Genomic DNA, 25,245 nt, shown 5'->3' with positions numbered 1-25,245 from the left:
TATAAGAAAATCAATAACAACTAAATAAATAAAAATACCATGGAAAATAAAATTTTAGGCTTACACCATATTACTGCAATTGCAGGTGACGCTAAACGCAATTTTAACTTTTACTCTAATATATTAGGATTACGTTTTATAAAAAAAACAGTGAATTTTGATGATCCGGGAACCTATCACTTTTACTTTGGCGATGAAGTTGGAAGTGCCGGAACCATCTTGACTTTTTTCCCTTGGGGAGAAGGAATTCAACAAGCAAGAAAAGGTTCTGGAATGGCAACCGAAATTGGATATTCTGTTCCAAAAGGAAGCCTGGATTTCTGGCAAAAACGTTTTGAGCAACACAATGTTATTTACAATAAACCTGCTGAAAAATTCGGCGAAAAATATCTTACTTTCTTAGATCCCGATGGTTTAAAATTAGAATTAATCGAATCTAAAACTGGTGATGACAGAAAACCCTGGGAAACTGATGAAGTAAAAGCTGATGTAGCAACAAGAGGTTTCCATAACATTACTTTGACTTTAAACAGCATTAAAGCTACAGCTGCCATCTTAACTGATATTTTTGGTTACAAACTGATCCAACAAGATGTAAACCGTTACCGTTATGCAACTGATGCTGTAGAGAATGCAGCCATTGTTGACTTAGTGGAATTGGCTGAAGAAAAACGTGGCCATGTGGCAAACGGATCTGTTCACCACGTAGCTTTCCGAGTTCAAAATGATGAAATTTTAATGCACTTCCGTGAAAAAATTGAGGAATACGGATTGTCTATTACACCACAGATTGACAGAAACTATTTCCACTCTCTTTATTTTAGAGAACCAGGAGGAGTTTTGTTTGAAATCGCTACAGAAAATCCTGGATTTACTGTTGATGAAAGTTTAGCAGAATTAGGTAAAAACTTAAAACTTCCTGCACAATACGAGTCAGACAGAGCTGCTATTGAGGCGCATTTGGTTAAAATTAATTAATATTATAATCTCTTAATAATTTGTTATTAAAAGCTGTCTGTTTTTAGGCAGCTTTTTTTTTACATATTATACAAATAACATTATAAAATACTCATCGTTAATTGAATAACTTCTGTTTAAAGTATTTTATTGAATTAAATAGAATTTAGCTCAATAAAAATATTAATAATAAAAACACTATTTCAACTGGCTTAATGCATTTTCCAGTTTATTTTTTTCTAGTACATAGTCTGCTTCTAATGAGTCAAGTTGAGGCTGTAGAGATGAATCATAATGTTCTATATGTCCAACAAACTCTTTAGTAAATTTTACTTTTTTCTTCAATTGGTCAAGATGCTGCTGAGCTTCTGTAATATAATTACTCATGTACTCACGCTCATCCTGCGGGTGGGACTCTACCTCTTCTCTCTGCTGTTGAATAATCCGCTGAGCCGAGTTAATTATACTGTCTGATTCTTTATTTAATGAGAACCACTTTCTAAGCATAGTATCATTGACACCCGAAATTTCATCCGGATCTATCTCTGTGTCGTTTTCTTTTTTCTGGCAGCAAAATAGCAACGCAACAATAATAGCGAGTATGTAAAACTTTGTTTTCATGGTAGTACTTATTTGATTTTCCATACGATTATTACGTTAAAATTTAATTACTAAAGATTTAATCTACTTTACTTTCTATTTCTTAACCATCTTTCAACAGGTTCAAGAGCAGTATTAACAAATGTTACTAAAAAAGTGCACATTAAAGCTTCTATAAAATAACCTGAAGCAGCAATACACCCAATAGCAGCACTACACCAAATTGTAGCTGCAGAGTTTAAACCATGTACATTAGGTCCTTCTCTAAAAATAACTCCTGCCCCCAGAAAACCAACTCCCATCACTACTTGCGCCGTAATTCTGGTAACATCAATATTTGGAGCGGTGGCAGCAACTTTTATAGATAATAATACAAAGGCTGCCGCACCTGTGGCTACCAGCATATTGGTTTTGAGGCCCGTTTCTTTATGATGCCATTGTCTTTCAAAACCAATAATTAATCCAGCGAACAATGCTATTATCAAACGGGTTAAAAATTCTGTTGTAGTCAAAACGTCCATTTTTTAAATTACTAAAACAATTGCTTTTTCTTCTATTGATACCTTAAACATTCTGCTGTTGGTTCAATTCCTGCAGACGAGCTTGTGTCGCAAAATAGGCTTGTCCAAGCGCTACCGGTTTTAAAGTAGGATCTGCATTTTGAATTATAAGATAACAGCCGTAGCGTGATAATTTTATGTCTCCCCCATTCCTTTGCAAATCATTACCACCTGATTTTATTGCTCTAAAATCTTTAAAATGTAATGCCGTCTCCTGATCGGTATTAATGCAGGCAGCCTTTGCTTTATCGACCACCTTGATAAATAAACTATACTTAGTGTACCCTAGTAATTTTGCTACATCCTTGGCACTCCAATACTCATTACCAGTCTTATCTGTTTTTCTCACTTTCTCAAATACTGATATGCTTTTATATTATGATTTATTTGTTTCCATTTTAGTTCTTATTTAAAACTTGAAATTACTTTTCTAAACCTGACCATTAAGTAATCGAATAAGACAAATTTCATCTATTATCTCAAATAGTAAAATGATCTGCGTCACTTGGTACAAATGTTCTAAATCGTAAAAGATGATTACGATCATTTCCCTTTTTTAAGCATCGAACTATCTTTAATTCAAATTAAAACTATAGAGATGAGAGATTTGAAAATAATGAAAATGGAAAAATATATTTTAAAGTTTAGTCAGATCGGAATTAAGGATATTAACAAAGTAGGAGGCAAAAATGCTTCTCTTGGAGAGATGTACAATAATCTTAGTGCTCATGGCATTAGAATTCCCAATGGTTTTGCCATAACTACAACTGCTTACAAAGATTTTATAGAATATAATAAATTAGGTTTAGCACTGAATGAACTAATGCAACTTCTGGATAAGAAAGACTTTAGCAACTTAACCGAAATTGGTGAGAAAACAAGAAAGCTGCTACTTGATGCAAAATTTCCTCTGGATCTTCAAACCGAAATTTCAGACGCTTACTTCTCCTTATGTGAAAACCACGATATGGCAGTTGCCGTTAGAAGCAGTGCCACTGCAGAGGATCTTGCCAATGCAAGCTTCGCTGGACAGCACGATTCATTTCTGAATATTAAAGGTGAAATGCCGCTGATTTATGCGGTGAAATGTTGTTTTGTATCACTCTATACAGACAGAGCCATCAAGTACAGACTCGATAAAGGTTTTGAGCATGACAAAGTATTTCTTTCTGTAGGCATACAACAAATGGTTCGTTCAGATTTAGCTTGTTCCGGTATCGGATTTACGCTGGAACCTGAGTCAGGATTCCTTGATGTAATTCATATTGCAGGAACCTGGGGTCTGGGTGAAACAATAGTACAGGGTACTGTCACTCCTGACGAGTTTCTTATATTTAAAAGAGCTATTAAAAATAATAAAAAAGCTATTTTGCAGAAAAATCTTGGAGCAAAAAATAAAATGCTCGTTTATAATGATAATTCATCAGGCACTAATTCAACGGTTTTAAAAATTACGCCCCGAAAATGGTGCAACAAATTTGTCCTTGACGACTCCGAAATTGAAAAACTCGCCAGATGGGCACTTATTATAGAAGAACATTATAATAAACCAATGGATTTTGAATGGGCGAAAGATGGCCTTAATGGTGAGCTTTATATTATTCAGGCAAGACCAGAAACGGTACATTCCCTCGTAAAACCAATATCAATTACTACTTATAAATTAGAAAAAAAAGGAGTAGCACTGGTACAGGGCGAGGCTATAGGAAAACGTATAATTTGCGGTACTGCAAGAATTCTACTATCATCAAAAGAAGCTTCAAAACTCCAAAGCGGTGAAATTCTGGTTACTAATTTTACCAGCCCGGATTGGGATCCTATCCTAAAAAAAGTGGCTGGAATCATTACCAATAAAGGTGGACGAACAAGTCATGCCTCTATAGTAGCCAGAGAAATGGGAACACCAGCCATTGTCGGAACGGGCAATGCCACTGAAATTATTAAAGACGGAGATCTTATTACCCTGAGCTGTGCAGAAGGAAAAACCGGTTATGTCTACAAAGGCAAACTAAAATACCTGCAAACAACTTCTCCTCTCAGCAAAATACAACTACCCGAAAAACCAAAAGTGCAGCTAATAGTTTCTGAACCTGAAAAAGCATTTGAATTATCATTTTATCCAAATGATGGCGTAGGCTTACTTCGCATTGAATTTATAATAAGCCACGAGGTAAAAATACATCCCATGGCGCTCATTCATCCAGAAAAAGTACTTGACCCTGATCAAAGTTTAGCAATAAAAGAACTCACACAAAATTATAATCACAAACCAAATTACCTCATCGAAAAACTCTCACAGGGTGTCGCTACAATTGCTGCAGCCTTTTATCCCAAAGAAGTCATTGTCAGAATGAGTGATTTTAAAAGCAATGAATATTCTCAACTTCTTGGAGGCACTTTTTTTGAGCCTCACGAAGAAAATCCGATGCTCGGTTTCCGGGGCGCTTCTCGTTATTACCATGAAAAATATCGCGAAGGATTCAGGCTTGAATGTGAAGCGATGAAAATAGTTCGGGATGAAATGGGGCTTACCAATGTAAAACTCATGATTCCATTTTGTCGTACGCCCGAGGAAGGGAAAAAAGTAATCGCTCTAATGGAGGAATACGGTTTAAAACAGCATAATAATGGCCTTGAAATATATGTCATGGCCGAATTACCCTCTAATATTTTACTGGCGAAAGAATTTGGGAAAATTTTTGATGGTTTCTCTATAGGATCTAACGACCTAACACAACTCACCTTGGGTATAGATCGTGACTCTGAGCTAATTTCAGATTTATTTGATGAGGAAAATGAAGCTCCGGAACAGCTGATATTTCAAATGATTCATACAGCAAACAATCTAGGAAAGAAAATTGGTCTTTGCGGACAGGCACCAAGCAACTCGCCAGGTTTTACATTTTTTTTGGTTGCGGCAGGAATTAATAGTATCTCATTCAATTCAGATGCTTTAATAAATGGCATTGAAATTATAAATGCGGCTGTAAACACCTCTAAAATAAGGGATACAATGCCTGGTGAAATGGCAATAGTCCATTTTAACAAATTAAAAATATAAGCAACTGATTATCAAAAACATTTCACGATATTTGTTATAAAAAAATCGATTGCGAAATGAAAAACCAGGCACTTTTAAATGCAATTATTGAAAATGCAATCGATGGAATTATTACAATCAACGAAAAGGGAATTGTTGAATCAATTAATCCTTCTGCCTGCCGACTTTTTTTATATACTCCTGATGAAATAATAGGCAAAAACATTGCTTTGTTGATGCCTTCTCCTGATAGAGAAAAACACGATTCTTATATAGAAAATTATAAATCTTCCGGAATTCCACATATTATTGGCCATGACAGAGATGTACTTGGACGGAAAAAAGACGGAAACATTTTTCCTTTTAGACTTGGAGTAAGTGAAGTCAAATTTGAGGGACAGCGAATTTTTGCAGGTTTCATTCACGATATGAGCCATCAAAAAGAAGCAGAAAACCGCTTAATGCAATACACTCAGCATCTGGAAGAACTCGTAAAAGATCGCACACAGACATTAAATAAAACCATTAAAGCCCTAACCGTCACACAAGAAGAAGTTAGTAACACCCTCGAAAAAGAGAAAGAACTTAATAAAATTAAAAGCCGGCTTTTATCTATGGCCTCCCACGAATTTAGAACACCGTTGAGCACTATTCAGCTCTCCACGTCCCTACTTCAGCGTTACGTAGAAAATATCGATAATCCGAAAATTGAACCCCATATTCGAAAAATCAAAAGCGCTATTGCAAATCTTACTGCAATTCTGGATGATTTTCTGCTCCTTGAAAAAGCAGAATCAAATAAAATAACCTTACAGATAACCAGTTTTAATCTGCAGGATTTTATCAAAGAAATTATAGGAGAACTGAAGCTTCTCACAAAAAAGAAACAAAAGATAATCAGTATCCCTAATACTGAAATTACATTGGTAAAACTAGACAAAAACCTACTCAAAAATTGTATTATTAATCTCGTATCCAATGCCATAAAATATTCTGGAGAAGAAACAGAAATCGAACTATCGACTTCTATAACTGATACTATAGTAACCATCAATGTAAAAGATAACGGCATTGGTATTCCCGAGGAAGATCATAAACATTTGTTTGAAGCTTTCTTCAGAGCGCATAATACAGGAAATATTCCCGGGACTGGTCTGGGACTCCATATTGTTTCACGCTATGTATCACTAATGCATGGTACTATTTCATTTAAAAGCGCCATAGATAAAGGAACCTTATTTACTATTGAACTGCCACGTTATGACTAAAATACTTATCATTGAAGATAATGACAATATTAGAGAAAATGTTGTTGAAATACTTGAACTCTCCGGATATGAGGTTTTTGCGGCTGCTAATGGAAAAACAGGAGTTGAAACAGCACTTAAAATATTGCCTGATCTTATACTCTGTGATATTATGATGCCTGAACTTGATGGATATGGCGTTTTACATATTCTTCACAAACACCCTGAAACACAAGCAACACCTATTATATTTTTGACTGCCAAAGCGGAAAGAGCCGATATCCGAAAAGGAATGGAACTAGGAGTTGATGATTACCTTACCAAACCATTTGATGATATTGAACTCCTGAAGGCAATAGAAGCCCGGTTGAAGAAAAAAGAACTGCAACAACTTTTTTATGGACAGAGTGCAGAAAACCTCAACGCAGTTATTTCTAAAGAAGACGGACTCGTAAAACTAAAAGAAATCATGCTTGATCGCAGTACGCGACATTATAAAAAAAATCAATATATTCATTACGAAGGCGATCATGTACTAGGGATCTATTATATCATAAGCGGAAAAGTCAAAACCGTAAAACTTACTCAGGAAGGACGTGAACTTATTACGGGTGTTTATAAAGAAAACGATTATTTGGATATTAGTATACTGTTCTCAAACGATACCTATAACGATACAACTATCGCACTCGAAGAAACCGTTTTAAGCTTTTTGCCAACAGAACAACTTGATAAACTTCTTTTTCTGTATCCTGATGTAGGTGCCAAATTCATTAAAATTCTCGCAAATGATATGCGAGAAAAAGAAGAACGATTGCTGCAGATTGCCTATATGTCAGTACGAAAAAGAATTGCCCAAGGCATTGTACACCTGCTACAGCAGCACAGCTCTGATGGAACCAGTATTAAATTCTCCAGAGACGATCTTGCAGCTTTTTCAGGAACTTCACCCGAAACTGTAAGCCGAACCCTAAGTGATTTTAAAGAAGAAGGATTGATAGAAAAGACTTCGAGCATTATACATGTACTGAATTTAGAGAAACTAAGCAGAATAAAAAACTAAAAACTCAATTTATGATGAAGATCATATTCGCAAATGATTGTTGTCACCCTGTCTAGGGATAATCTATAGTAATTTTGATTTGACTATTTCAACAAAACAGATAAAATCTTATTTCCTTTTAATCAAAGTATTCTAATCGTCTTGTAAAACTCTTGAATAATGAAAGTAATTAAGCACTCAGGACATGTTGTACCTTTCGATATTGAAAAGTTAAAACTTTCTCTTCAAAAATCAGGAGCTGATCCTGATCTTATCAGCGAGTGCCTTGTACAGATACAAAATCAAATGTATGAAGGCATAACCACCAAGCAAATATATAAACTGGCATTTGCGATCTTAAAAAAAGCATCAAACGGACATGCTGCGCGATATAACCTGCGCTACGCATTACAACTGCTTGGACCGGCAGGTTTTTTCTTTGAAAAATTCATATCCAGACTTTATGCTGCTGAAGGTTATAAAACAAGGACAAATCTAACGCTGCAAGGAAAATGTGTATCGCATGAAGTAGATGTAGCACTCAAAAAAGAGAACAAAGTCCAGATGGTTGAATGCAAATTTCACAGCAGCAGAGAAGGCACTTCAGATGTAAAAGTCCCCATGTATATTCTGTCACGGTTTAATGATCTCAAATCAAAACAACACACTATTTTTAGCGGAAGTGAAAACATAGACTCCTGTATAATAGTCACTAACAACCGATTTACTAAAGATGCTGAAAATTTTGCCATTTGTAGTGGAGTAACACTCTTAAGCTGGGACTATCCTAAAAATGACAGCATTAAAAACAAAATAGATAAAGGAGGACTCTACCCGATTACCTGCCTCACGACGCTCTCAATGGTTGAAAAAGAAAAATTACTTATTCTGGATCAAATATTGGTAAAAGATCTTATTAATGATTCGAAAAGTCTTCATAAGATAGGAATTAGCGAAAACCGGATCAGAAATGTATTAAAAGAAGCTTCACAAATTTGTAAACTTATTTGAAATGAAAATAAAATTTATTGGAGGCGCCGGAACCGTAACAGGCTCAAAGACACTCATAGAAAGTAATGGTAGTAGAATATTGATTGATTGTGGGCTTTTTCAGGGCCTTAAAGCTCTTAGACAACTTAACTGGGATCCTCTGCCTGTTTTACCTGCCACCATAGATTATGTGCTTCTTACCCATGGTCACCTGGATCATTGTGGATGGCTTCCCAGACTCGTTGCACAGGGATTCACAGGTAAAATATACTGCACTTCCCCTACCAAGGATGTGGCCAAACTTGTTCTTTTAGACAGTGCTAAAATTCAGGAAGAAGAAGCCAATAAAGCCAACAAAGAGCATTATTCCAAACATGAAAAGGCAGAGCCTCTTTATACTTTAGAACAAGCTGAAGCTGTTCTTCCCTATTTTAAAATCGTACAACCCGACATTTCAACTGACATTGCTCCTGATATTACTGCTACTTATACTGGTGCAGGACATATTATAGGTGCCTGCACTATTACACTAATACTTGAAGGCAAAACTTTGGTGTTTTCAGGGGACATAGGACGTGATGATGATGTCTTGATGTTTCCGCCAATAAAACCCATACTAGGGGATTATCTCTTTTTAGAAAGTACTTATGGCAACCGCCTTCATCCTGATCTGGATGCAAAAAAAGAGCTTGAAAACTATATCAATACCACTATAGAACAAAAAGGAACTGTAATTATTCCAGGATTTGCCGTTGAAAGAGCACAATCCATAATGTATTTGCTATGGCAGCTTAAAACGGAGGGCAGAATTCCAAATATTCCTTATATTCTGGATACACCGATGGGTGCCAGTGTCCTGGATATTTTTTTACAGAATATGCAATGGCACAAACTCGCTGCCAATGACTGTCACGAAATGTGCAAAATGTTTAAAATAGTTTCTGAATACGAACAGACTATGCGAATCATTGAAGATCCTCAGCCCAAAGTAATCATTGCCGCAAGCGGAATGGCCACAGGAGGTCGCGTATTATCGTATTTTGAACATTATATAGGCCTGGAGAAAACTACTGTTGTAATGGTAGGTTATCAGGCTGAAGGCACTCGAGGAAGAAGACTTCTTGAAGGTGCCAATGAAATTAAAATATACGGAAACTACTATAACGTAGCGGCTAAAATAGTTCAGATTGAAGGACTCTCTGCTCATGGAGATCAACAAGATCTTGTAAACTGGCTTTCAGCACTTAAAAATGTTCCCAAATGTATTTACTTAGTACATGGAGAAAATCTTCCGGCAGATGAACTTCGAATTAAAATTCAGGAGCGATATGGTTTTAACTGCAGTGTTCCGCTCATAGGAAGCGAAATAGAAATCTAGTAGATTTTTCATTTCCTTCTAAGATATTTTGGAACCTCAAACCATAATACGGATACTGATCCTGCCAATACACATACAATGAGCTGAAAAAATGTAGGCATTTCAAAATTAAATAAAGAACGCAAAAAGGGTACTGCAAATAGTAGTATAGCCAAAAGCACTGTAATGCCTATTAAAAGCGAAACCATGAAATTTTTATATTGAAGTGTTACCCATAATGAATAATAAAAAGATCTGTTTACCAATGTGAGTACAACATTGGCCGTAATCAAAGTTAAAAAAACCATACTTCGCGTGCTGTCTTCATTCCATTGATTGTATACTGACCACCGATATATACCTAATACCCCTATGGTAATAACAAATCCCTGCAAAATACTTGTTATTAATTCTTTTGTCTTGAAAAAAGTAGATGTTAATGCTCTTGGCCCCCTTTGCATGGTATCGGCTTCAGCAGGTTCATTCTCATAGAGTATTGAACAGGTTGGTCCCATAATTAGTTCTAGCAGAATTACATGCAGCGGACTGAATATATTGGGATAAATCCATCCTAAAGCAAGTGGAATAAAAACGATCAGAATTATGGGTATATGTATTGATATAATGTATTGAATTGCCTTTTTCAGATTCGTATAAATTCTTCTTCCCATTGCTACGGCCTCTACCATTTTAGAAAGATCATCTTCTACCAAAATCAATGAGGCAGCATCTTTTGCTATAGCTGTTCCCTTTTTCCCCATGGCAATACCGATATGCGCTGCTTTAAGAGAAGGTCCATCATTAACACCATCTCCAGTCATAGCAACAATTTGTCCATTTGCTTTCAAAGCGTTGACAATTCTTAGTTTGGCTTCTGGAAACATTCGGCTAAACAAATTGATATCCATTACTTTACTTTGTAATTCTGCATTGTTTAGTTTCATAAGTTCATCACCTGTAATGGATTTTTCAAATCCCCTAAAGCCGATCTGCTGAGCAATTGCGTTTGTTGTACGGGCATTATCTCCGGTAATAATCTTTACTCCTATTCCGGCTTCGTAAAAAGACTGCAGTACCTGCGAAATATTATCCTTTGGTGGATCATAGAAAGCAACAAGGCCTTTAAACGCAAAGGGAATTTCCTGCTGTTTTTCAGGATAACTATTTCCTTCCAAAACACCTTTGGCAACACCAAGAACCCTGTAGCCTTTTCCGGTTAATTTATCCATAGCCAATTGTACAACTTCTCTTTCCTTAGTTGTAAGATGGCAAACTTCAAAAATTGCTTCAGGTGCCCCTTTTGCAGCAATAATTCGATTTCCTCCATCATCTTCAAAAATATGAGTCATCATTGGCGGCTTGCCTGATAATGGATATTCATGAATCATTTTAAAGTTGGCAGTCAAATCTTTAGCTGTAAACTTTTTATAAGTAGTGTGAAGAGCAATTTCCATCGGATCAAAAGGTATGGGCTCACTTGCCCACATCGCAGTTGTTATAAGATCCTCGGTTTCTTTTAATTCTCTAAAAGTATTTACGTCTGTATCTAACCCTGACGGTAAATAAAGACCTGCTAACTCCATTTTATTCTGAGTTATGGTTCCTGTTTTATCTGTACAGATAATGGTGGCACTGCCCAAAGTTTCAACTGTTTTCATTTGTTTGACTACAATACCCATCTTCATTAACCGGCGTGCTCCCAGTGCCATAAATGTTGTAAAAGCAACAGGAATCTCCTCTGGTAATATACTCATTGCCAAAGTAAGCGCTACCAAAAGGCTTCCCAGAATATTACCCATTCTGGAATAATTGATAGCCCATACCAGAATAAAAACCAGAACCCCAACAAAAACCATCTTTTTTATAAAATTCCCAATCTGAAGCTCTAATGGTGTCTTTTCTTCGGTAATAGCTTCGAGACTGCTCCCTATTTTACCCAGCCTTGTTTCATTGCCAACTTCTGTTACTTTAATTATAGCTAATCCGCTTACAATGGTAGTTCCCGAAAACACTTTATTATCTTCTTTTTCTTTATCTTTAAAAACACTCATCGACTCACCGGTAAGTATCGATTCGTTTACTGAAAAATCATTTGAACTCATGATAACTCCGTCAGCAGGGACCAATCCCCCTTCCTCTACAATTACCATGTCACTAACGACAATATCTTGTGTTTTAATATTTTGCTGTTTCCCCTGCCGAATAACTTTGCACAGCGGCTCTGTAAATTCCTGTAATTTTGCCAAAGCATTTTGGCTTCTCTTTTCCTGATAAAGTGATATTGCCGCTATTAATAAAATTGAAAGAGTAAGAAATACTGCGTCGCTATATTGTTTATTGATAAAATAAATTCCGGCAGCAACGAGTAATAAAAGAATCATGGGTTCTGCAAAGATGCTTTTTAGAAAAGCTACAAGCCTGTTCTCTTTTTTGTAATTATACTTATTGATTCCATATTTTGCTCTAAAGTCAAGTACTTCTTCAATATTTAGTCCCTGTAATTCTTGTTCCTTATTATTCATAGGTTAGCTACATAAATTGGATCACAGTATAATATCTTAAAGATACGAAATAAGTTTTTGTTTTAACAGCCGCTTGGAAGTATTGAAAGAGCTTTTCATTTTCATTCCAGATTAACCGATGGAAAGATGTGTAGTCTTACTTTTAAGGCCTTTAAAACCAAACAATGTTGCGTACAGAGCGAAAAAATTTTCAATGTTTTATTAATCTGATTACTTTCTTCAATACTTACTACAGGTTTTAGAATGATATCAGTTATCTCTGAAAATTCATCTGATACTAGTATAGCTGCCCGGGCGGTACTTTTGAACTTTTTAAACTTGATTCCTTTGTGTTTGGCTGTATTAAAAAAGGCGGTCATATACGAACTTTCTACGGCGGCGAGAAATAAATGTTCTGCTGACCAGGTATTTTCATCGAGATTTTTTAAACACGAATAAGACGATATTTCTATATCATTATTAAAGATGACGGCACTTACTCTTCCAGTTCCATTTACCTGACATTCCAAATCTACCTGATATTCGTGTGAAGTTTTCATAATAACTAAATTAGTTAGTTCTTCACTAGTAATAAATGATATCCAACATATCTTTTTATCTGGTAGTAAATTAAAAACTAAAAATAAAAGTGCTAAAAGTCATCAATACAAATGATTTAGATCATTTTAATTTTTTGTTTTTTAATGCAATTTTACACAGCAAATCAACAGGAGTTAATGGTTAATTTTAGATTTAAGAGTTCCAGTAGCTTCTAATTTCTAAAAACCTAATAGAATCTTATACTAACCCAAAAAAAGATAGCCATGGAAAATCAACAATTATTCGTAGCAAATTATAAATCACTGCAGCATGCTGAAGATGCAATCAAAAAATTAAAAAAAAGTGGATACGACATTACAAAACTTTCAATAATTGGTAAAGATTGCTATACCGAACAAAATGTTCTTGAATACTTTAACATTTATGATAAAATGGAAAAATGGAGTACTACCGGGTTATTCGCTATAGGGTTATGCGGGTTATTGTTTGGATTACTTTTTATTTTCAACCTCACTGCCAATCTTCCTTACTTCAGAATACCAATCATATATGCCTGTGTCGCCGTACTTCTAGGAGCTACGTTGCCCTTAATAGGTATGGGATTTTCAAAAGACAAAACCATAAAATATAAAACCGAAGTAAAAGCCCGTAAATATGTGCTGCTTGCTCAGGAAACAAATGCCAACATTGAAATTATGAGAACCACACTTAATACTCATGTTCCTAAAGAAAATTCAATAGAGGAAAAAGAGAACCGAGCTATATTAGAGAACGAAGCTTTTCACCTCTAACAAATAAAACGCTATAAATTCAAATTAAGCAACTATCTAAATGAAAATAATATGAAAACAAATGAAGAATTGCAAAGAGATGTTCAAGACGCCATTAAATGGGAGCCACAATTGCATGCAGCAGAAATTGGTGTAACTGCAAAAGATGGTGTAGTAACCCTAATGGGAACTGTAGACGCCTATTATAAAAAAATTGAAGCTGAAAATGCCGCCAAAAATGTTGATGGCGTCAAAGCAGTTGTTGAAGAAATTGAAATCAAATATTCCAGCAATACCAAGTCTGATGAAGATATAGCCAACGATGCCTTAAAGGCTCTAACAGATAACTGGAATGTACCTCAGGAAAAGATTCAGATTAAAGTTGAAAAAGGCTGGGTCACCCTGGAGGGTCAGGTAATCTGGAATTATCAAAAAGAAGCCGCTAATAAATCCGTCGGCCATCTTACAGGTGTGAAAGGCGTAACCAACCGTATCAAAATAAAATCTGAAATACAGGATGAAATTGAGAAAAAAAATATTGTAAGAGCCTTAGAAAGCAACTGGACACTCCACTCTGAAAACATATTCGTTAAAGTCAATGGTACAACGGTGACATTAACAGGAGCTGTTTCTTCCCTTTTTCAAAAAGATCTTGCAGAAAAAATAGTTTGGAAGACCCCGGGAATCTGGTCCGTCAATAATCAGCTTGTTGTGGAACATAAGTATGCCATATCAGAATAACTTTAAAAGGGAGATGAAATTCTCCCCTCTATTCCAGTTTTTTAAAACGCATAAGAGGTTTCATTTTGACAGTTTTCCCTGAAAATTATTTTTAAGATTAAAAATCATGAAAACAATAATAACCTTAATGGCAATTACAGCCATCACTGCTGTAATTCTGATTATAACATAAAACCAAAAAAAACTAACTCTTAAATATCAATATCATGGAACCAAGCTGGATCATATTAGCATTTCTTAGCATCGTAATTTTAATCGTGATGATTTACATCTTTATACAAAACAACAAAGACCGAAAACAATATGAAAAAGATTTAAATTCAACTTCAAATTTCTATGAGGACGAATCTGAAGTAAATAACTTAGATAAATTTTAATTTTTTTATCCTGTAAAGAATATGAAAACTACAATACTGTATGTCCTGTTTCTCATAACTGCGACACTTACGCTAGTAAATCGCTACACTCCTTTTTATATCAATAATTCAGTACTTCATTTTATCATCCTTTTTATTGCATCTTTGACTTTTGTATTTATTATAGGCCAGTTAGTTGGAAAATTAAAAAGATCAAGATCACAGTTACTGGCATTCATTATTGTTGGAGTTATCTGTTTTATTAAATCCTTCCTTACTTGGGGTGGTGACTGGAAAACACAAACAATTATCTACAAGAACTTGACCAATGATAATAAAACTATAGAGTTTCAAATGCGAGGGGATCGCTTTTCATTCGGATATAAAAAACGTATTGTAAACAGGTTAAAATTATTTCCCGGATTTGACTGGACTACTGATATTGATACCACAACAATCGATCACAAACACTGGAAAAAAATGAATCTTTATGTTAATGAAATGAAGTTTGCTTCAAAATAATACTAAACTGAATTCCTCATTAATTAAAATAATTAGGGCTTCGTTCCCGATCTAAAAATCTAGAAAGCATGAAAAAAATACTTGTTACAACCGACTTATCTCATAGCTCCAAAGTAGCTGTACGTTTTGCTATTCAGCTGGCCTCTCAAATAGGTTATGAACTTACATTTCTATATGTAAATACGTCATTTATTATTGATCCCTTTTCAGCTGTTACTTTTGTAGGTCTTCCGGAGCCAGATAACAAAAAACAGGAACAAGCTCTTATAAAATTTGTACATACGCTCTACAGACAAACCAACAAACAGCCAGGTAAAACAACCTATATTGCGGAAAATAAACTTGATGTAAGCGAAGCCATTTTAAATTGTGCCAAAAGAATTAAAGCTGATTATATCTGTATGAGTACAAGAGGCGGTGGTCTTGTAAATAAGCTATTGGGAAGTCATACGACCAGAATATTACATGACTCTCCGATCCCACTTCTGGTTGTTCCAAGACATTACAGAATAAAAAAATTAAGTACTATTTTATACCCGTCAGATTTAGAAAAAATAGAAGCTGAACTTCCGTTGATTAAAAAATTTGGATCCACGTTTGATGCTTCGATCGCTGTTTACCATTATGATTATTTTACAGAGGAAGAAGAAATCAACAAAAAACTCAATAAAATAGAGCATAAATTTAAGTCTGACAAAGTATCTTTTCATTTCAAAAAGTTAAATCCGGAAGTATCTCTATTACGGCACTTACAAATTGATATTATGACAATCAAACCATCTATCATAACCATGTTTGCTAAAGAAAACCGAAACTGGTTGGAGCAATTATTTCAACCACTTAAAACTTCTGAAAAAGGTTTTAATACCAGAACTCCAATGCTTGTATTTAAAAAATAATAATTGGCAGGAAAATCAGATATACGATTTAACCTGCCAATACTTTATATCTTAAACAATCCTGCTTTTTCGTAATAGCAGTAGTATCTTTAATGGTTCATAATCTTTGAATATTACTTTTAAAAATCCTCTTTATATTCAATCAAGGTTGAAATCATAATCTCATACTGTTATAGAACGGGTAATCAAAAAACAATTACAATGAAAAGAAGTATATGGTTCATTATAGTATTGTCTGTTTTTTTAGTTCAATGCTCTAGCTCAAGTATAATTAGTTCATGGCAGGCCTCTGAGAAGCTAAATGTAAAAACTGGTCGTATCGTCGTAGTTGGATTGATAAAAGAATCAGACAAATCGCTTCAGTGGCAAATGGAAAATCACCTTGCTGACGATCTCTGCAATCTTGGTTATGATGCCATTCCATCTATTGAACTTTATGGCTTTGAAGCGTTTAAAGCAAAGGATGAAAAAGAGATTCTAAAACAATTAGAGCAAGATGATATAGCTGCCGTTTTAACGATTGTATTGCTTAATAAACAAAAAGAAAAGTACTATGCTCTAAAAAGTATGTATGATTTGGCAGACCCCTATAATGATAATGACTTCTCTATTTATTATAACGCCATTTACACCAAAATCTACCAGGAAGGATATTATGTCAATGATACCTATTATTTTTGGGAAAGTAATCTGTTTACAATGCCAGATCAAAAATTAGAATATTCCGTACAGACACAATCCTTTAATCCCTTAAACGCTACTAGTCTTGCACATACATATGGAAAACTAATTATACAGGATATGCTTAGCAATAATATAATTCATAATAGTCATAAACAAAAATAGAGCCATTCGGCTTCAAAAAGCTGTTGTAAAAAATGATTTCAAAAGACTACATTTTAAATTACGATATGTAAAATGAAAAGCCAAAAAACTTAAATCCAACGAATGGGCGTATGCTGAAATTTTGGTTTTAATCCATAATTTTTAATGCTATGCTCAATTATAAAAAGCCTTGCCTGTTCAATATCATCTGTAATCATGAATAATTTCGAATCAGCATCATTAATGGTTCCTTCTCTTTTCATTAGGCCAATATGCTCAATGACCGCTTTATGGTATTGTGTATTGAAAATTATTATTGGAAAGTTTTTAATCTTGCCCGTCTGTATAAGTGTAAGCGCTTCAAAATATTCATCTAATGTTCCAAAACCTCCAGGCACAACTACAAAGGCAAAAGAATATTTTACCAAAAGTATTTTACGAACAAAAAAATGTTTTGCCTCTACCCATTTATCAAGGTAAGAGTTAGGCGTTTGACCACTAGGAAGCTTAATATTACATCCAACAGACTTTCCACCCACTTCTTTTGCGCCGCGATTAGCCGCTTCCATAAGACCTGGTCCTCCACCTGTCATTATTGTAAAACCAAGTTTGGCAAATTCACCTGCAGCCCTTTTGGTAAATTCATAATAAAGGTGATCTTCCTTAAAACGGGAAGAGCCAAAAAAAGTAATGCAGGGACCAATATAATAGAGTTTACGAAAGCATTTTATCAGTTCCCATAAAATAATAATTATAAATTTCAGTTCAGCAAATCTCGACTGTGGCCCTTCTAAAAACTTAATTTCTGACTTATCACTTTGAGTTTTTTGCTCTGTCATAATTTCAATCGATTTATTATTTAACACAAATAAGGCTGTTCAAGGTTCACTTTTAAATGATTGATAACTTTGATTACTCCCGGCGTTTTATACGCAATCCTTTCCGCTTCTTCTTTTTGAAAAATTGAACCAACCGTTCCAGATAACTGCACAGTTGCACCGGCAACCGCAACATCGATCTCATCTGTATCAAACGCCCAATGTCTTTGTAATGCCTTTTCCAGTAATTCTTTCTCCACCTGATCGTATACTTCTCTTTTAAGTTTAATGTTATTGGTAACTTCCCTTACCCCTTTCTGGTTTTTAATTAACTCTAAAGCGTGCTCTCTTTGAAAATTCCATGGTAAAATACCCTCTGCTGTGACACAGCCTTTTTCTACAATTATACCAACGGTATTTTGTGGAACGATCTGATTCTCTTTCAATTTTGTGACAATTTGAGTTGCAATTTCCTGATCAGAGGTATAGGATTTTTTTCCAAGTACAACCTGAATTTCGTCGACAATTGCCGCTACACCTTTAATTCTCTTTGCAGCATGAAGGGCTTCTGTCTTTTTAACAAGCAAGTCAACATTTCCCGTAAGGGTCACTACACCTTCTTTTACAATAACACCAATTTCGGCTGCATGCAGCAAAGGCTCAAATTTAAGTGCTTCCTGAATTTCCTTTTGTAAAATATCATTACTTCTCATATTTTTTAAATTTATGGTTAAAAATCAATCAACTTCGACTAAAAGCTCATTATCTACAAAGCAAACACCAGGTGTATTCCATGCAATTCTTTCTGCTTCCTCTTTCTGAAATAAGGAGCTGACAATGCCACTAAGGATAATCGTCTTATTATCAACTCTGACCCTGATATTATCAATATCAAGAAGCCAGCTGCGGCGAAGCGCTTTTTCAACGAACTCCTTTTCTAGTTCGTTTTTTATTTCAGCCTCAATTTTTATTTTATCAATTACTCCCCTAACACCTTCTAAATAACGAATAGCATTGTCTGCTGCTTTTCTTTGAAAATTCCAGTGCAAAATCCCCTCAAGTGTTACCCACCCATTCTCTACCGTTACTTTGAGCAAATGGTCTGGAACAGCCCAGTTTTCGCGCAATACTTTAATAACCGCAGCAGCTATATCAGTATCACTTTTAATTGCTGAAAAATATAAATCAACTTTTACATCGTCTACAACTGCTTTTACACCAGCAATATTTTTAACAGTTTGCTCCGCCTCTTTTTTCTGCGTATAATTATCTACCGTACCTCCTAGCGTAACAATACCATCATCAACGCTAACATCTATTTCGTTAGAATTTAAAATAGGCTCCCATTTGATCGCTTCTATTACTTCTTTACGTAAAACATCATTACTTTTTTTCATGACAAAAAAATTTAAAAATTATAGCTTTGAATGATAATAAACAAAGCATTATCCTTTTTTATAGTTAGGTAAAATTCAAAAAAGCAGATTGAAAAACAAATGATCCCTATCAATCTCAAAAGTGATGTAAATCATTATCAATAAGTAAGAGATATACTAAATTTATCGAAAGTATTTGAAAGATTTATGAATGTAAATTATAATTATTCTGGGCAGATATTTAAAAGTCTGCAACCTCATTACTCTTAGCTCTTATCCCAAAATAATTAATAGCTTAAATTATATTGTTCTAAAAAAACTGCCTTATTTATAAGAAGTCACACAGTATTAAAATGAATAGAACGCCTTAAAATAATTTGATTGCAAATTTGCCACAAAACTTAAGGCGTTTTTTTAGAAATATTTCTACGTGCTTTGAGTTATAGAATTTCCCTTGTTCATTGCCAGAAAGTACGCTTGCGCAATACACCAAACTAAAATGAAATTCAAGCAGAATACAAATTGAATTTTAATTTTATCTGAGCGAACCTTGACGTTTTTTGATTTTTGGAATCCTTTCTAACATCATATGCAAAACCAAATCATTTTAGAATTAGCTGCTTCATAATTTTGAAGAAGATTTTAAGATCAGCTTAACATTGAAAGATATTGGCTAAAAACATGATTGTTAATGTAAATAATTAATCATGACAATAAAAGTAAAGTCTTTTTTAATATTGTAGTATTTTTATTTACTTTTGAGCGATATTCACATTTAACTATTATAGTAACAATTCCTAATTAAAACCATTAAAACTAACACCGCTAACAACCAAAACCTCGCAAAAAAATTATGAATTTCATAATACCAAGTCACTACACTTCAGTAAACCTGTATCAAAAGGTACTATTTCAATTTCTATTTTAGGATCTACAATCTTGCTTACACAAAAACAAATCACACACAAGTGCATTTTATTTCTATTTTTCAAAAAATAGAATAGAACTATAATGCCTCTTTTTCAAAAAACCAAAACCAATTAATGAGACAAACAATTCTAGCATTATGTTGCGTTCTTTTTTTATCAAATACTTTACAGGCACAAATATCAGGCACAGTTAAAGGATATGTAACAGATACCATAAACAATTCTTCTTTAACGAAAGCATCAGTCTCTTTGTTAAGAGCACAAGATTCCATTTTAGTAAAATTTACCCGAGCCAAAGAAAATGGTTATTTTGAGTTGAATAATATTAAAGCCGGTAAATTTATTTTGCTGGTTTCTTATCCCAAATATGCTGATTTTGTAGATCAATTTTCTGTTGATTCCACAAAGTTAATCAAAGATTATGGTAAAATTAATTTGGCTGATAAGGGTAGACTGCTGTCAGAAATAATTATAAAAGGCAATAGAGCCGCCATGAAAATCAAAGGGGATACGTTAGAATTTGATCCAAAAGCATTTAAAATAGAGCCTAATGCAAAAGTGGAAGATCTGATAAAACAATTCCCAGGAATACAAATTGATAAGGATGGAAAAATTACCGCTCAGGGCGAAACTGTAACCAAAGTTTTGGTTGATGGTGAAGAATTTTTTGGTGATGATCCCACTTTAGTTACAAAAAATCTACGTGCGGACATGGTTGATAAAGTACAATTGTACGACAAAAAAAGTGATCAGGCCGCTTTTACAGGAATTGATGATGGTCAGAAAACCAAAACGCTAAATGTTAAACTTAAAGAAGACAAAAAAAATGGCCATTTCGGTAAAGTAGAACTCGGAGGAGGAACTGATAATTTTTACAAAGGTCAAGCCATGTTTAATAAGTTTTGGGATAAGAAAAAATTAGCAGCTTATGGCATTTTAGGCAACACCGGACAAGTAGGATTAGGATGGGGAGATAAAGATAAATATGGCCAAAGCAGTTATCAAGTAACTGATGACGGCGGTATTAACTTTTCAAACAATGGAAATGATGAATTTGAAAGTTGGGATGGACAATTTAATGGTGAAGGAATTCCGGTAGCTCAAACTGGCGGAATACATTTTGACAATAAATGGAACAACGATAAAGAATCTATCAATGCAAATTATAAAATTGGCGATATCAAACTTTCAGGAAGTCGCAATGATATTAACCAGCAAAATTTAAGTTCTAGCAGCATTTATAATACTTCAGACAAGAGTTTTGAAAAAAACATGACTAAAAATAAACTTGATCTGGCTTATGAAATTAAAATTGATACTACTTTAACTTTAAAATTAAATGTAGATGGGTTATTTAAAAATAGTAATTCAAGTGAAGCAGAAATGCGAAAAGGTACTGACGAACAAGGTAACCAATTGAATAATTTGAAACAGACCACTACAAACGATGTTGATGATAAAGCTTTTAATATAAATACTTTATTAACCAAAAGACTAAAAAAAACGGGCCGAACATTATCTCTTAATTTAAGCCAATCAAGTACAGATAGTAAAAGTGATGGTTACTTAAATTCCAGAGCTGAATTTTTTACAGCATCCGTAATTAGTCCCGATAGCACCAAAGTAGTCGATCAAAATAAAGTCAATAATATTAGCAATACAGCTTTTAAATCAAATTTAATCTATACCGAACCGTTATCCAAAAGTCTATCTGTAATTCTTAATTATGGCTTCAACATTAGTAACGGAAAAGCTGATCGTAAATCTTTTAATCAATCTCCAAATGGCGATTATAATGTTTTGGATTCCATCTTTAGTAATAATTATGAATTAGACCAAACGATAAACCAACTTGGAGCTATTTTTAATTACAAAAAAAATAAAACTGTTTTTTCTTTTGGCTCTAAATTTAGTGGTGTAAACTTTAAACAATATGATGTTTATACAGATAGTTCTTTTAAGCAAAAATTTGTCAACTACATGCCTCAGATAAACTATCAATATAATTTCAAACAAAGAGAATCATTGCGTTTGTCGTATAACGGAAACACCGATCAGCCAACATTAGAACAAATACAGCCTATCCGAAACAATCAAAATCAATTGAATACAATTGTGGGTAATCCAAATTTAGATCCTTCTTTTAGAAATAATTTTAGAGGAAATTATTATTCGTATAAAGTACTTAGCAATCAATATTTTTCGGTTAATGGATCGTATAATTTTACGCTAAATCCAATAATAAGTAATGTGGTTACAAATGACAGAGGAGAAAGTATATCAAAATTTGTAAACCTAAAAGACAAAGCTACAACAAGTTATTATTTGAATAGTAATTTTGGCAAAACAATCAAAGCCATAGACATGACAGCAGGAATTGGTTTAAGCGCCAACAAAAATGTAAACTATAATTACATCAATACAAAACTGAATCAAACTAAAAATTCAAGTTATTCCTTTAATTTAAACTTATCAAAGTATAAAGAAAAAAAATACAATTTTAATACCAGCTTCGGACCTGTTTACAACGTTGCTAATGCAAGTATCAACGAAAATAGTGATAGTAATGGTTGGGGTTTTAATGGAAATTTCTGGACCAGTGTAGAATTGCCTTTCAAACTAGAAATTAGCACAGATGGTAATTATCAATATAATGGAAAAACGCAAGTGATTCAGGAAACTTTTGAACGTTTTATTTGGAATGCATCTATCACCAAAAAATTCTTAAAAACCGATAATTTAAGAGTTTCTATAACGGGAAGAGATCTTTTGAACCAAAATGTAGGATTTAATCGTTCTGCATTCAATGGAAATATCAACCAAAGTACTTATACCACTATCCAAAGATACTTTATGTTCTCTGTAAGCTGGGATTTCAGCAAAATGGGCGGAGGAGAAATTAAACAAAACTAAAACCATGAAAACAATAATAAATCGCATCTTAATTCTAATAATTGTATTGACAAGCTGCAATAATTTTGCACAAAATGACCACTTTGTACAAAATGGCGTAATCGAATTTGAGAAAAAATCGAATATGTATGCTTTGATTACAAAAAAAATAAAAGGAGAAACTGATAGCTATTATCAAGCTGCTTTTGAAAGTTATAAAAAAACCAATCCACAATTTAAAACTACAAAAAGCATTCTCAGTTTTTCGAAAAACAAGAGTTTATACAAATGGGATGAAACAAATCAATCAGCAAGCAACAGTTGGATTGCTGACGATGCAATGGCTAATTTAAAAAATGTTATCGCTACAGATCTAGATACCCAAACCAGCATTACCCAAAAAAACGTTTACGATGATTTATACCTAGTTAAAGACAGTTTACGCAAAATTGATTGGAAAATCACCGATGAAACCAGAGAAATTGCGGGTTATGAATGCCGCAGAGCGAATGCTATAATTATCGATTCTGTTTATGTTGTTGCCTATTATACAATTCAAATTCCATTCTCAGGCGGCCCTGAATCTTTTACAGGCTTACCCGGAACAATTTTAGGATTGGCTCTGCCACACGAAAATATGACATGGTTTGCTACAAAAGTTACAGAAATTCCAGTCTCTGACAAAGATTTAGCCCCACCAATTAAAGGCAAACCTACTGACAATAAAGGACTAAACAAAATACTTTTGGATGCTTTGAAAGACTGGGGAAAATGGGCAAAAAAAACATTACAAGCCTACTCCTTGTAACAAGCTATTAAAACTTATTTCTTACACAAAAACTAATCTAAATGGTTCCTGAGATTTCCAGAATATATCAATGGAGCCAATGGAGCTACCTTCAAAACTGCCACACAAAGCTAAGGCGGTTTTTTAAAATATTTTTGCACGGTTTGAGTTAGAGAATTCAGAATAGAACAACCATTATTCGAAAACACGCGAAATAAATTCTTAAAAAAAAATCTATCAAGAATGAAATAATATCTATTTGAAATGCTCAGATAAGCCATAAAAAAATCCATTATTTCTAATGGATTTTTTTATGAAACTCAAATTTGGGTCGAGTCCAAAATTGTGCTTTATTACTGCTCGGTTTGGGGCATGAAAATTTATTATTTTTTCCTCTATTCAAAAGTCTCTGAGGCTACAAATTCTAGTTTTAATTTCCTTTTTTTAGCTCAAATACGAAGCATTTCAAAAGCATTCTTATTTTTAAAAAATCATTATTTCCACTTAATTACGTTAAATAAAATAATGCTTTTTGAAGTATATCTAGCTGTATTTTAGATATCTTTGAGTCTACGATTTTTTTTCTACGCGCTATTTTGGGGATTAAACCTGATGGTTTTTTAAAATACAATTTCAAATCTTCAAAAAGTTCTGCCTTATTTTTTGAAGCATCTATTAAAACTAAGTCTTTAATTTCTTCTATCAATGATAAACTATTGTAAAGATGTTTACTAAATAAGCAAACCGTAAAATTTGTTCTTATATTATCTAATTCGAAAAATTCTACCAGCTCTGAATAATCATATACTACAAATACCGAATAATCAAATTTATCCCGTTTGTTCTTATTTTTCAGTAAAAAAGAATCTTCAGAAAATTCAAATTCATCTTTAAACTTTCTTTTAAACATTTTTAAAAAAATTCCTTTATTATCCCGAACTAAAACTCTTTTTTTAATCATCTTTAAGAATTAACATTTATCTTTCTTATAATAATTTATACTCTAATTATACAGTGACAGGGAATTATCCCGGAATATAAAAAAGAGCTTATTTTATATTCAGAACACTTTAAAGACATGCTTAAAACAAGGAAAGAATTATTATTAAATTCAATTATAAACTCTGCGAAACTTTTGAGTGCAAACAAGTATCAATTTTGGCAAAAAATAATAAAAGACAATATTATTTCACTTCACAAAAAATCATAACCGATAAGGTTGATTTTTGCAAAACATTCCTGGAAAAAATAAACGAAGAAAATGATTCTAACCAACATTAAGATTCGAAGTTCCTGTTGAACTCAAATTCTTAATTTTTTTAATTTTATCATTCAATTTCAAAACCCGATCCAATTGTTTTTGTTGAATCGTGTATTTCGTATAATATTTATACCATTCTTTCCCAATAAAAAAGGTCGTCACAGAAACTCCTGTAAGTAAACCAACAAAGTAATTAGTAATATCCATAATTTCT

The 25,245-nt window shown here is 33.7% G+C and carries 24 protein-coding genes; 14 read left to right on the top strand and 10 right to left on the bottom strand.

What is annotated here, in order from left to right; genetic code table 11:
- The first annotated feature begins 39 nt into the window (after positions 1-39).
- Entirely contained in the window at positions 40-978 is a 939-nt protein-coding gene (locus tag Q7C23_RS14220) for a ring-cleaving dioxygenase (protein ID WP_375033151.1), read from the top strand.
- A 177-nt stretch (positions 979-1,155) separates the two neighbouring features.
- Here the strand turns inward: Q7C23_RS14220 and Q7C23_RS14215 are convergent, their stop codons facing one another.
- The 3 genes from Q7C23_RS14215 to Q7C23_RS14205 all read right to left on the bottom strand — a co-directional run bounded on the left by Q7C23_RS14215 (position 1,156) and on the right by Q7C23_RS14205 (position 2,466).
- Positions 1,156-1,578, bottom strand: a complete 423-nt coding sequence (locus Q7C23_RS14215) for a hypothetical protein (protein ID WP_375033150.1) — start codon at positions 1,576-1,578, stop codon at positions 1,156-1,158.
- A gap of 68 nt (positions 1,579-1,646) precedes the next feature.
- Positions 1,647-2,078, bottom strand: coding sequence for an MgtC/SapB family protein (locus tag Q7C23_RS14210; protein ID WP_375033149.1), 432 nt, complete (start codon positions 2,076-2,078; stop codon positions 1,647-1,649).
- Between the two features lie 43 nt (positions 2,079-2,121).
- A complete protein-coding gene (locus tag Q7C23_RS14205) occupies positions 2,122-2,466 on the bottom strand; it encodes a BRO family protein (protein WP_375033148.1) in 345 nt (114 codons plus the stop codon).
- 273 nt (positions 2,467-2,739) lie between these two features.
- Here Q7C23_RS14205 and ppsA point away from each other — a divergent pair, with 273 nt between their 5' ends.
- From ppsA to Q7C23_RS14180, 5 genes are all read left to right on the top strand, one after another.
- Positions 2,740-5,178 (top strand): phosphoenolpyruvate synthase, encoded by a 2,439-nt coding sequence (gene ppsA, locus Q7C23_RS14200; RefSeq protein ID WP_375033147.1) that lies wholly within the window; start codon positions 2,740-2,742, stop codon positions 5,176-5,178.
- Positions 5,179-5,234: 56 nt separating this feature from the next.
- Positions 5,235-6,425, top strand: a complete 1,191-nt coding sequence (locus Q7C23_RS14195; RefSeq protein ID WP_375033146.1) for an ATP-binding protein — start codon at positions 5,235-5,237, stop codon at positions 6,423-6,425.
- Complete coding sequence (locus tag Q7C23_RS14190) at positions 6,418-7,467, top strand: response regulator (RefSeq protein WP_375033145.1); 1,050 nt, start codon at positions 6,418-6,420, stop codon at positions 7,465-7,467. Before Q7C23_RS14195 ends, Q7C23_RS14190 begins: the two co-directional genes overlap by 8 nt.
- Positions 7,468-7,626: 159 nt before the next feature.
- Entirely contained in the window at positions 7,627-8,457 is an 831-nt protein-coding gene (locus Q7C23_RS14185; protein WP_375033144.1) for an ATP cone domain-containing protein, read from the top strand.
- A gap of 1 nt (position 8,458) precedes the next feature.
- On the top strand, positions 8,459-9,814 hold the full coding sequence (locus Q7C23_RS14180) for an MBL fold metallo-hydrolase (protein WP_375033143.1): 1,356 nt from the start codon (positions 8,459-8,461) through the stop codon (positions 9,812-9,814).
- 8 nt (positions 9,815-9,822) lie between these two features.
- Here Q7C23_RS14180 and Q7C23_RS14175 read toward each other — a convergent pair whose 3' ends face one another.
- Complete coding sequence (locus Q7C23_RS14175; protein WP_375033142.1) at positions 9,823-12,315, bottom strand: cation-translocating P-type ATPase; 2,493 nt, start codon at positions 12,313-12,315, stop codon at positions 9,823-9,825.
- Between the two features lie 101 nt (positions 12,316-12,416).
- The gene (locus Q7C23_RS14170; RefSeq protein WP_375033141.1) at positions 12,417-12,854 is read right to left on the bottom strand and encodes an OsmC family protein; all 438 of its coding nucleotides are present in this window, start codon (positions 12,852-12,854) and stop codon (positions 12,417-12,419) included.
- Positions 12,855-13,118: 264 nt separating this feature from the next.
- Between Q7C23_RS14170 and Q7C23_RS14165 the strand changes: the two genes are divergently transcribed.
- From Q7C23_RS14165 to Q7C23_RS14140, 6 genes are all read left to right on the top strand, one after another.
- Positions 13,119-13,646 carry a hypothetical protein gene (locus tag Q7C23_RS14165; protein ID WP_375033140.1) on the top strand — a complete coding sequence of 176 codons (528 nt, stop codon included), beginning with the start codon at positions 13,119-13,121 and terminating at the stop codon, positions 13,644-13,646.
- A gap of 51 nt (positions 13,647-13,697) precedes the next feature.
- Positions 13,698-14,366 (top strand): BON domain-containing protein, encoded by a 669-nt coding sequence (locus tag Q7C23_RS14160; RefSeq protein ID WP_375033139.1) that lies wholly within the window; start codon positions 13,698-13,700, stop codon positions 14,364-14,366.
- A gap of 206 nt (positions 14,367-14,572) precedes the next feature.
- Positions 14,573-14,743, top strand: a complete 171-nt coding sequence (locus Q7C23_RS14155; protein WP_375033138.1) for a hypothetical protein — start codon at positions 14,573-14,575, stop codon at positions 14,741-14,743.
- A gap of 21 nt (positions 14,744-14,764) precedes the next feature.
- Positions 14,765-15,244 carry a hypothetical protein gene (locus Q7C23_RS14150; RefSeq protein ID WP_375033137.1) on the top strand — a complete coding sequence of 160 codons (480 nt, stop codon included), beginning with the start codon at positions 14,765-14,767 and terminating at the stop codon, positions 15,242-15,244.
- A gap of 68 nt (positions 15,245-15,312) precedes the next feature.
- On the top strand, positions 15,313-16,143 hold the full coding sequence (locus Q7C23_RS14145; RefSeq protein WP_375033136.1) for a universal stress protein: 831 nt from the start codon (positions 15,313-15,315) through the stop codon (positions 16,141-16,143).
- A gap of 201 nt (positions 16,144-16,344) precedes the next feature.
- A complete protein-coding gene (locus Q7C23_RS14140) occupies positions 16,345-16,989 on the top strand; it encodes a hypothetical protein (RefSeq protein WP_375033135.1) in 645 nt (214 codons plus the stop codon).
- 89 nt (positions 16,990-17,078) lie between these two features.
- Here the strand turns inward: Q7C23_RS14140 and Q7C23_RS14135 are convergent, their stop codons facing one another.
- Genes Q7C23_RS14135 through Q7C23_RS14125 form a run of 3 tightly spaced genes read right to left on the bottom strand, consistent with a single transcriptional unit; the run spans position 17,079 to position 19,183 of the window.
- Positions 17,079-17,834, bottom strand: a complete 756-nt coding sequence (locus tag Q7C23_RS14135; RefSeq protein ID WP_375033134.1) for a TIGR00730 family Rossman fold protein — start codon at positions 17,832-17,834, stop codon at positions 17,079-17,081.
- Complete coding sequence (locus Q7C23_RS14130; RefSeq protein WP_375033133.1) at positions 17,828-18,499, bottom strand: BON domain-containing protein; 672 nt, start codon at positions 18,497-18,499, stop codon at positions 17,828-17,830. Before Q7C23_RS14130 ends, Q7C23_RS14135 begins: the two co-directional genes overlap by 7 nt.
- Before the next feature lie 24 nt (positions 18,500-18,523).
- Positions 18,524-19,183, bottom strand: a complete 660-nt coding sequence (locus Q7C23_RS14125) for a BON domain-containing protein (RefSeq protein WP_375033132.1) — start codon at positions 19,181-19,183, stop codon at positions 18,524-18,526.
- 1,022 nt (positions 19,184-20,205) lie between these two features.
- Between Q7C23_RS14125 and Q7C23_RS14120 the strand changes: the two genes are divergently transcribed.
- Both Q7C23_RS14120 and Q7C23_RS14115 read left to right on the top strand, forming a co-directional pair.
- Positions 20,206-23,004: an outer membrane beta-barrel family protein gene (locus tag Q7C23_RS14120; protein ID WP_375033131.1), complete on the top strand. Its 2,799-nt coding sequence runs from the start codon at positions 20,206-20,208 to the stop codon at positions 23,002-23,004.
- Positions 23,005-23,008: 4 nt separating this feature from the next.
- Complete coding sequence (locus Q7C23_RS14115; protein WP_375033130.1) at positions 23,009-23,791, top strand: GLPGLI family protein; 783 nt, start codon at positions 23,009-23,011, stop codon at positions 23,789-23,791.
- 487 nt (positions 23,792-24,278) lie between these two features.
- Here the strand turns inward: Q7C23_RS14115 and Q7C23_RS14110 are convergent, their stop codons facing one another.
- Together Q7C23_RS14110 and Q7C23_RS14105 are read right to left on the bottom strand one after the other, a co-directional pair.
- A complete protein-coding gene (locus Q7C23_RS14110) occupies positions 24,279-24,731 on the bottom strand; it encodes a hypothetical protein (protein ID WP_375033129.1) in 453 nt (150 codons plus the stop codon).
- Positions 24,732-25,037: 306 nt separating this feature from the next.
- On the bottom strand, positions 25,038-25,238 hold the full coding sequence (locus tag Q7C23_RS14105) for a hypothetical protein (protein WP_194655979.1): 201 nt from the start codon (positions 25,236-25,238) through the stop codon (positions 25,038-25,040).
- Positions 25,239-25,245 lie beyond the last annotated feature (7 nt).

Origin of the sequence: Flavobacterium sp. LAR06, from assembly GCF_041946075.1 — a bacterium.
In the GTDB taxonomy this organism is placed as follows: domain Bacteria; phylum Bacteroidota; class Bacteroidia; order Flavobacteriales; family Flavobacteriaceae; genus Flavobacterium.
The sequence above is the reverse complement of the archived record's forward strand: the minus strand, read 5'-3'. Positions and strand labels throughout refer to the sequence as shown.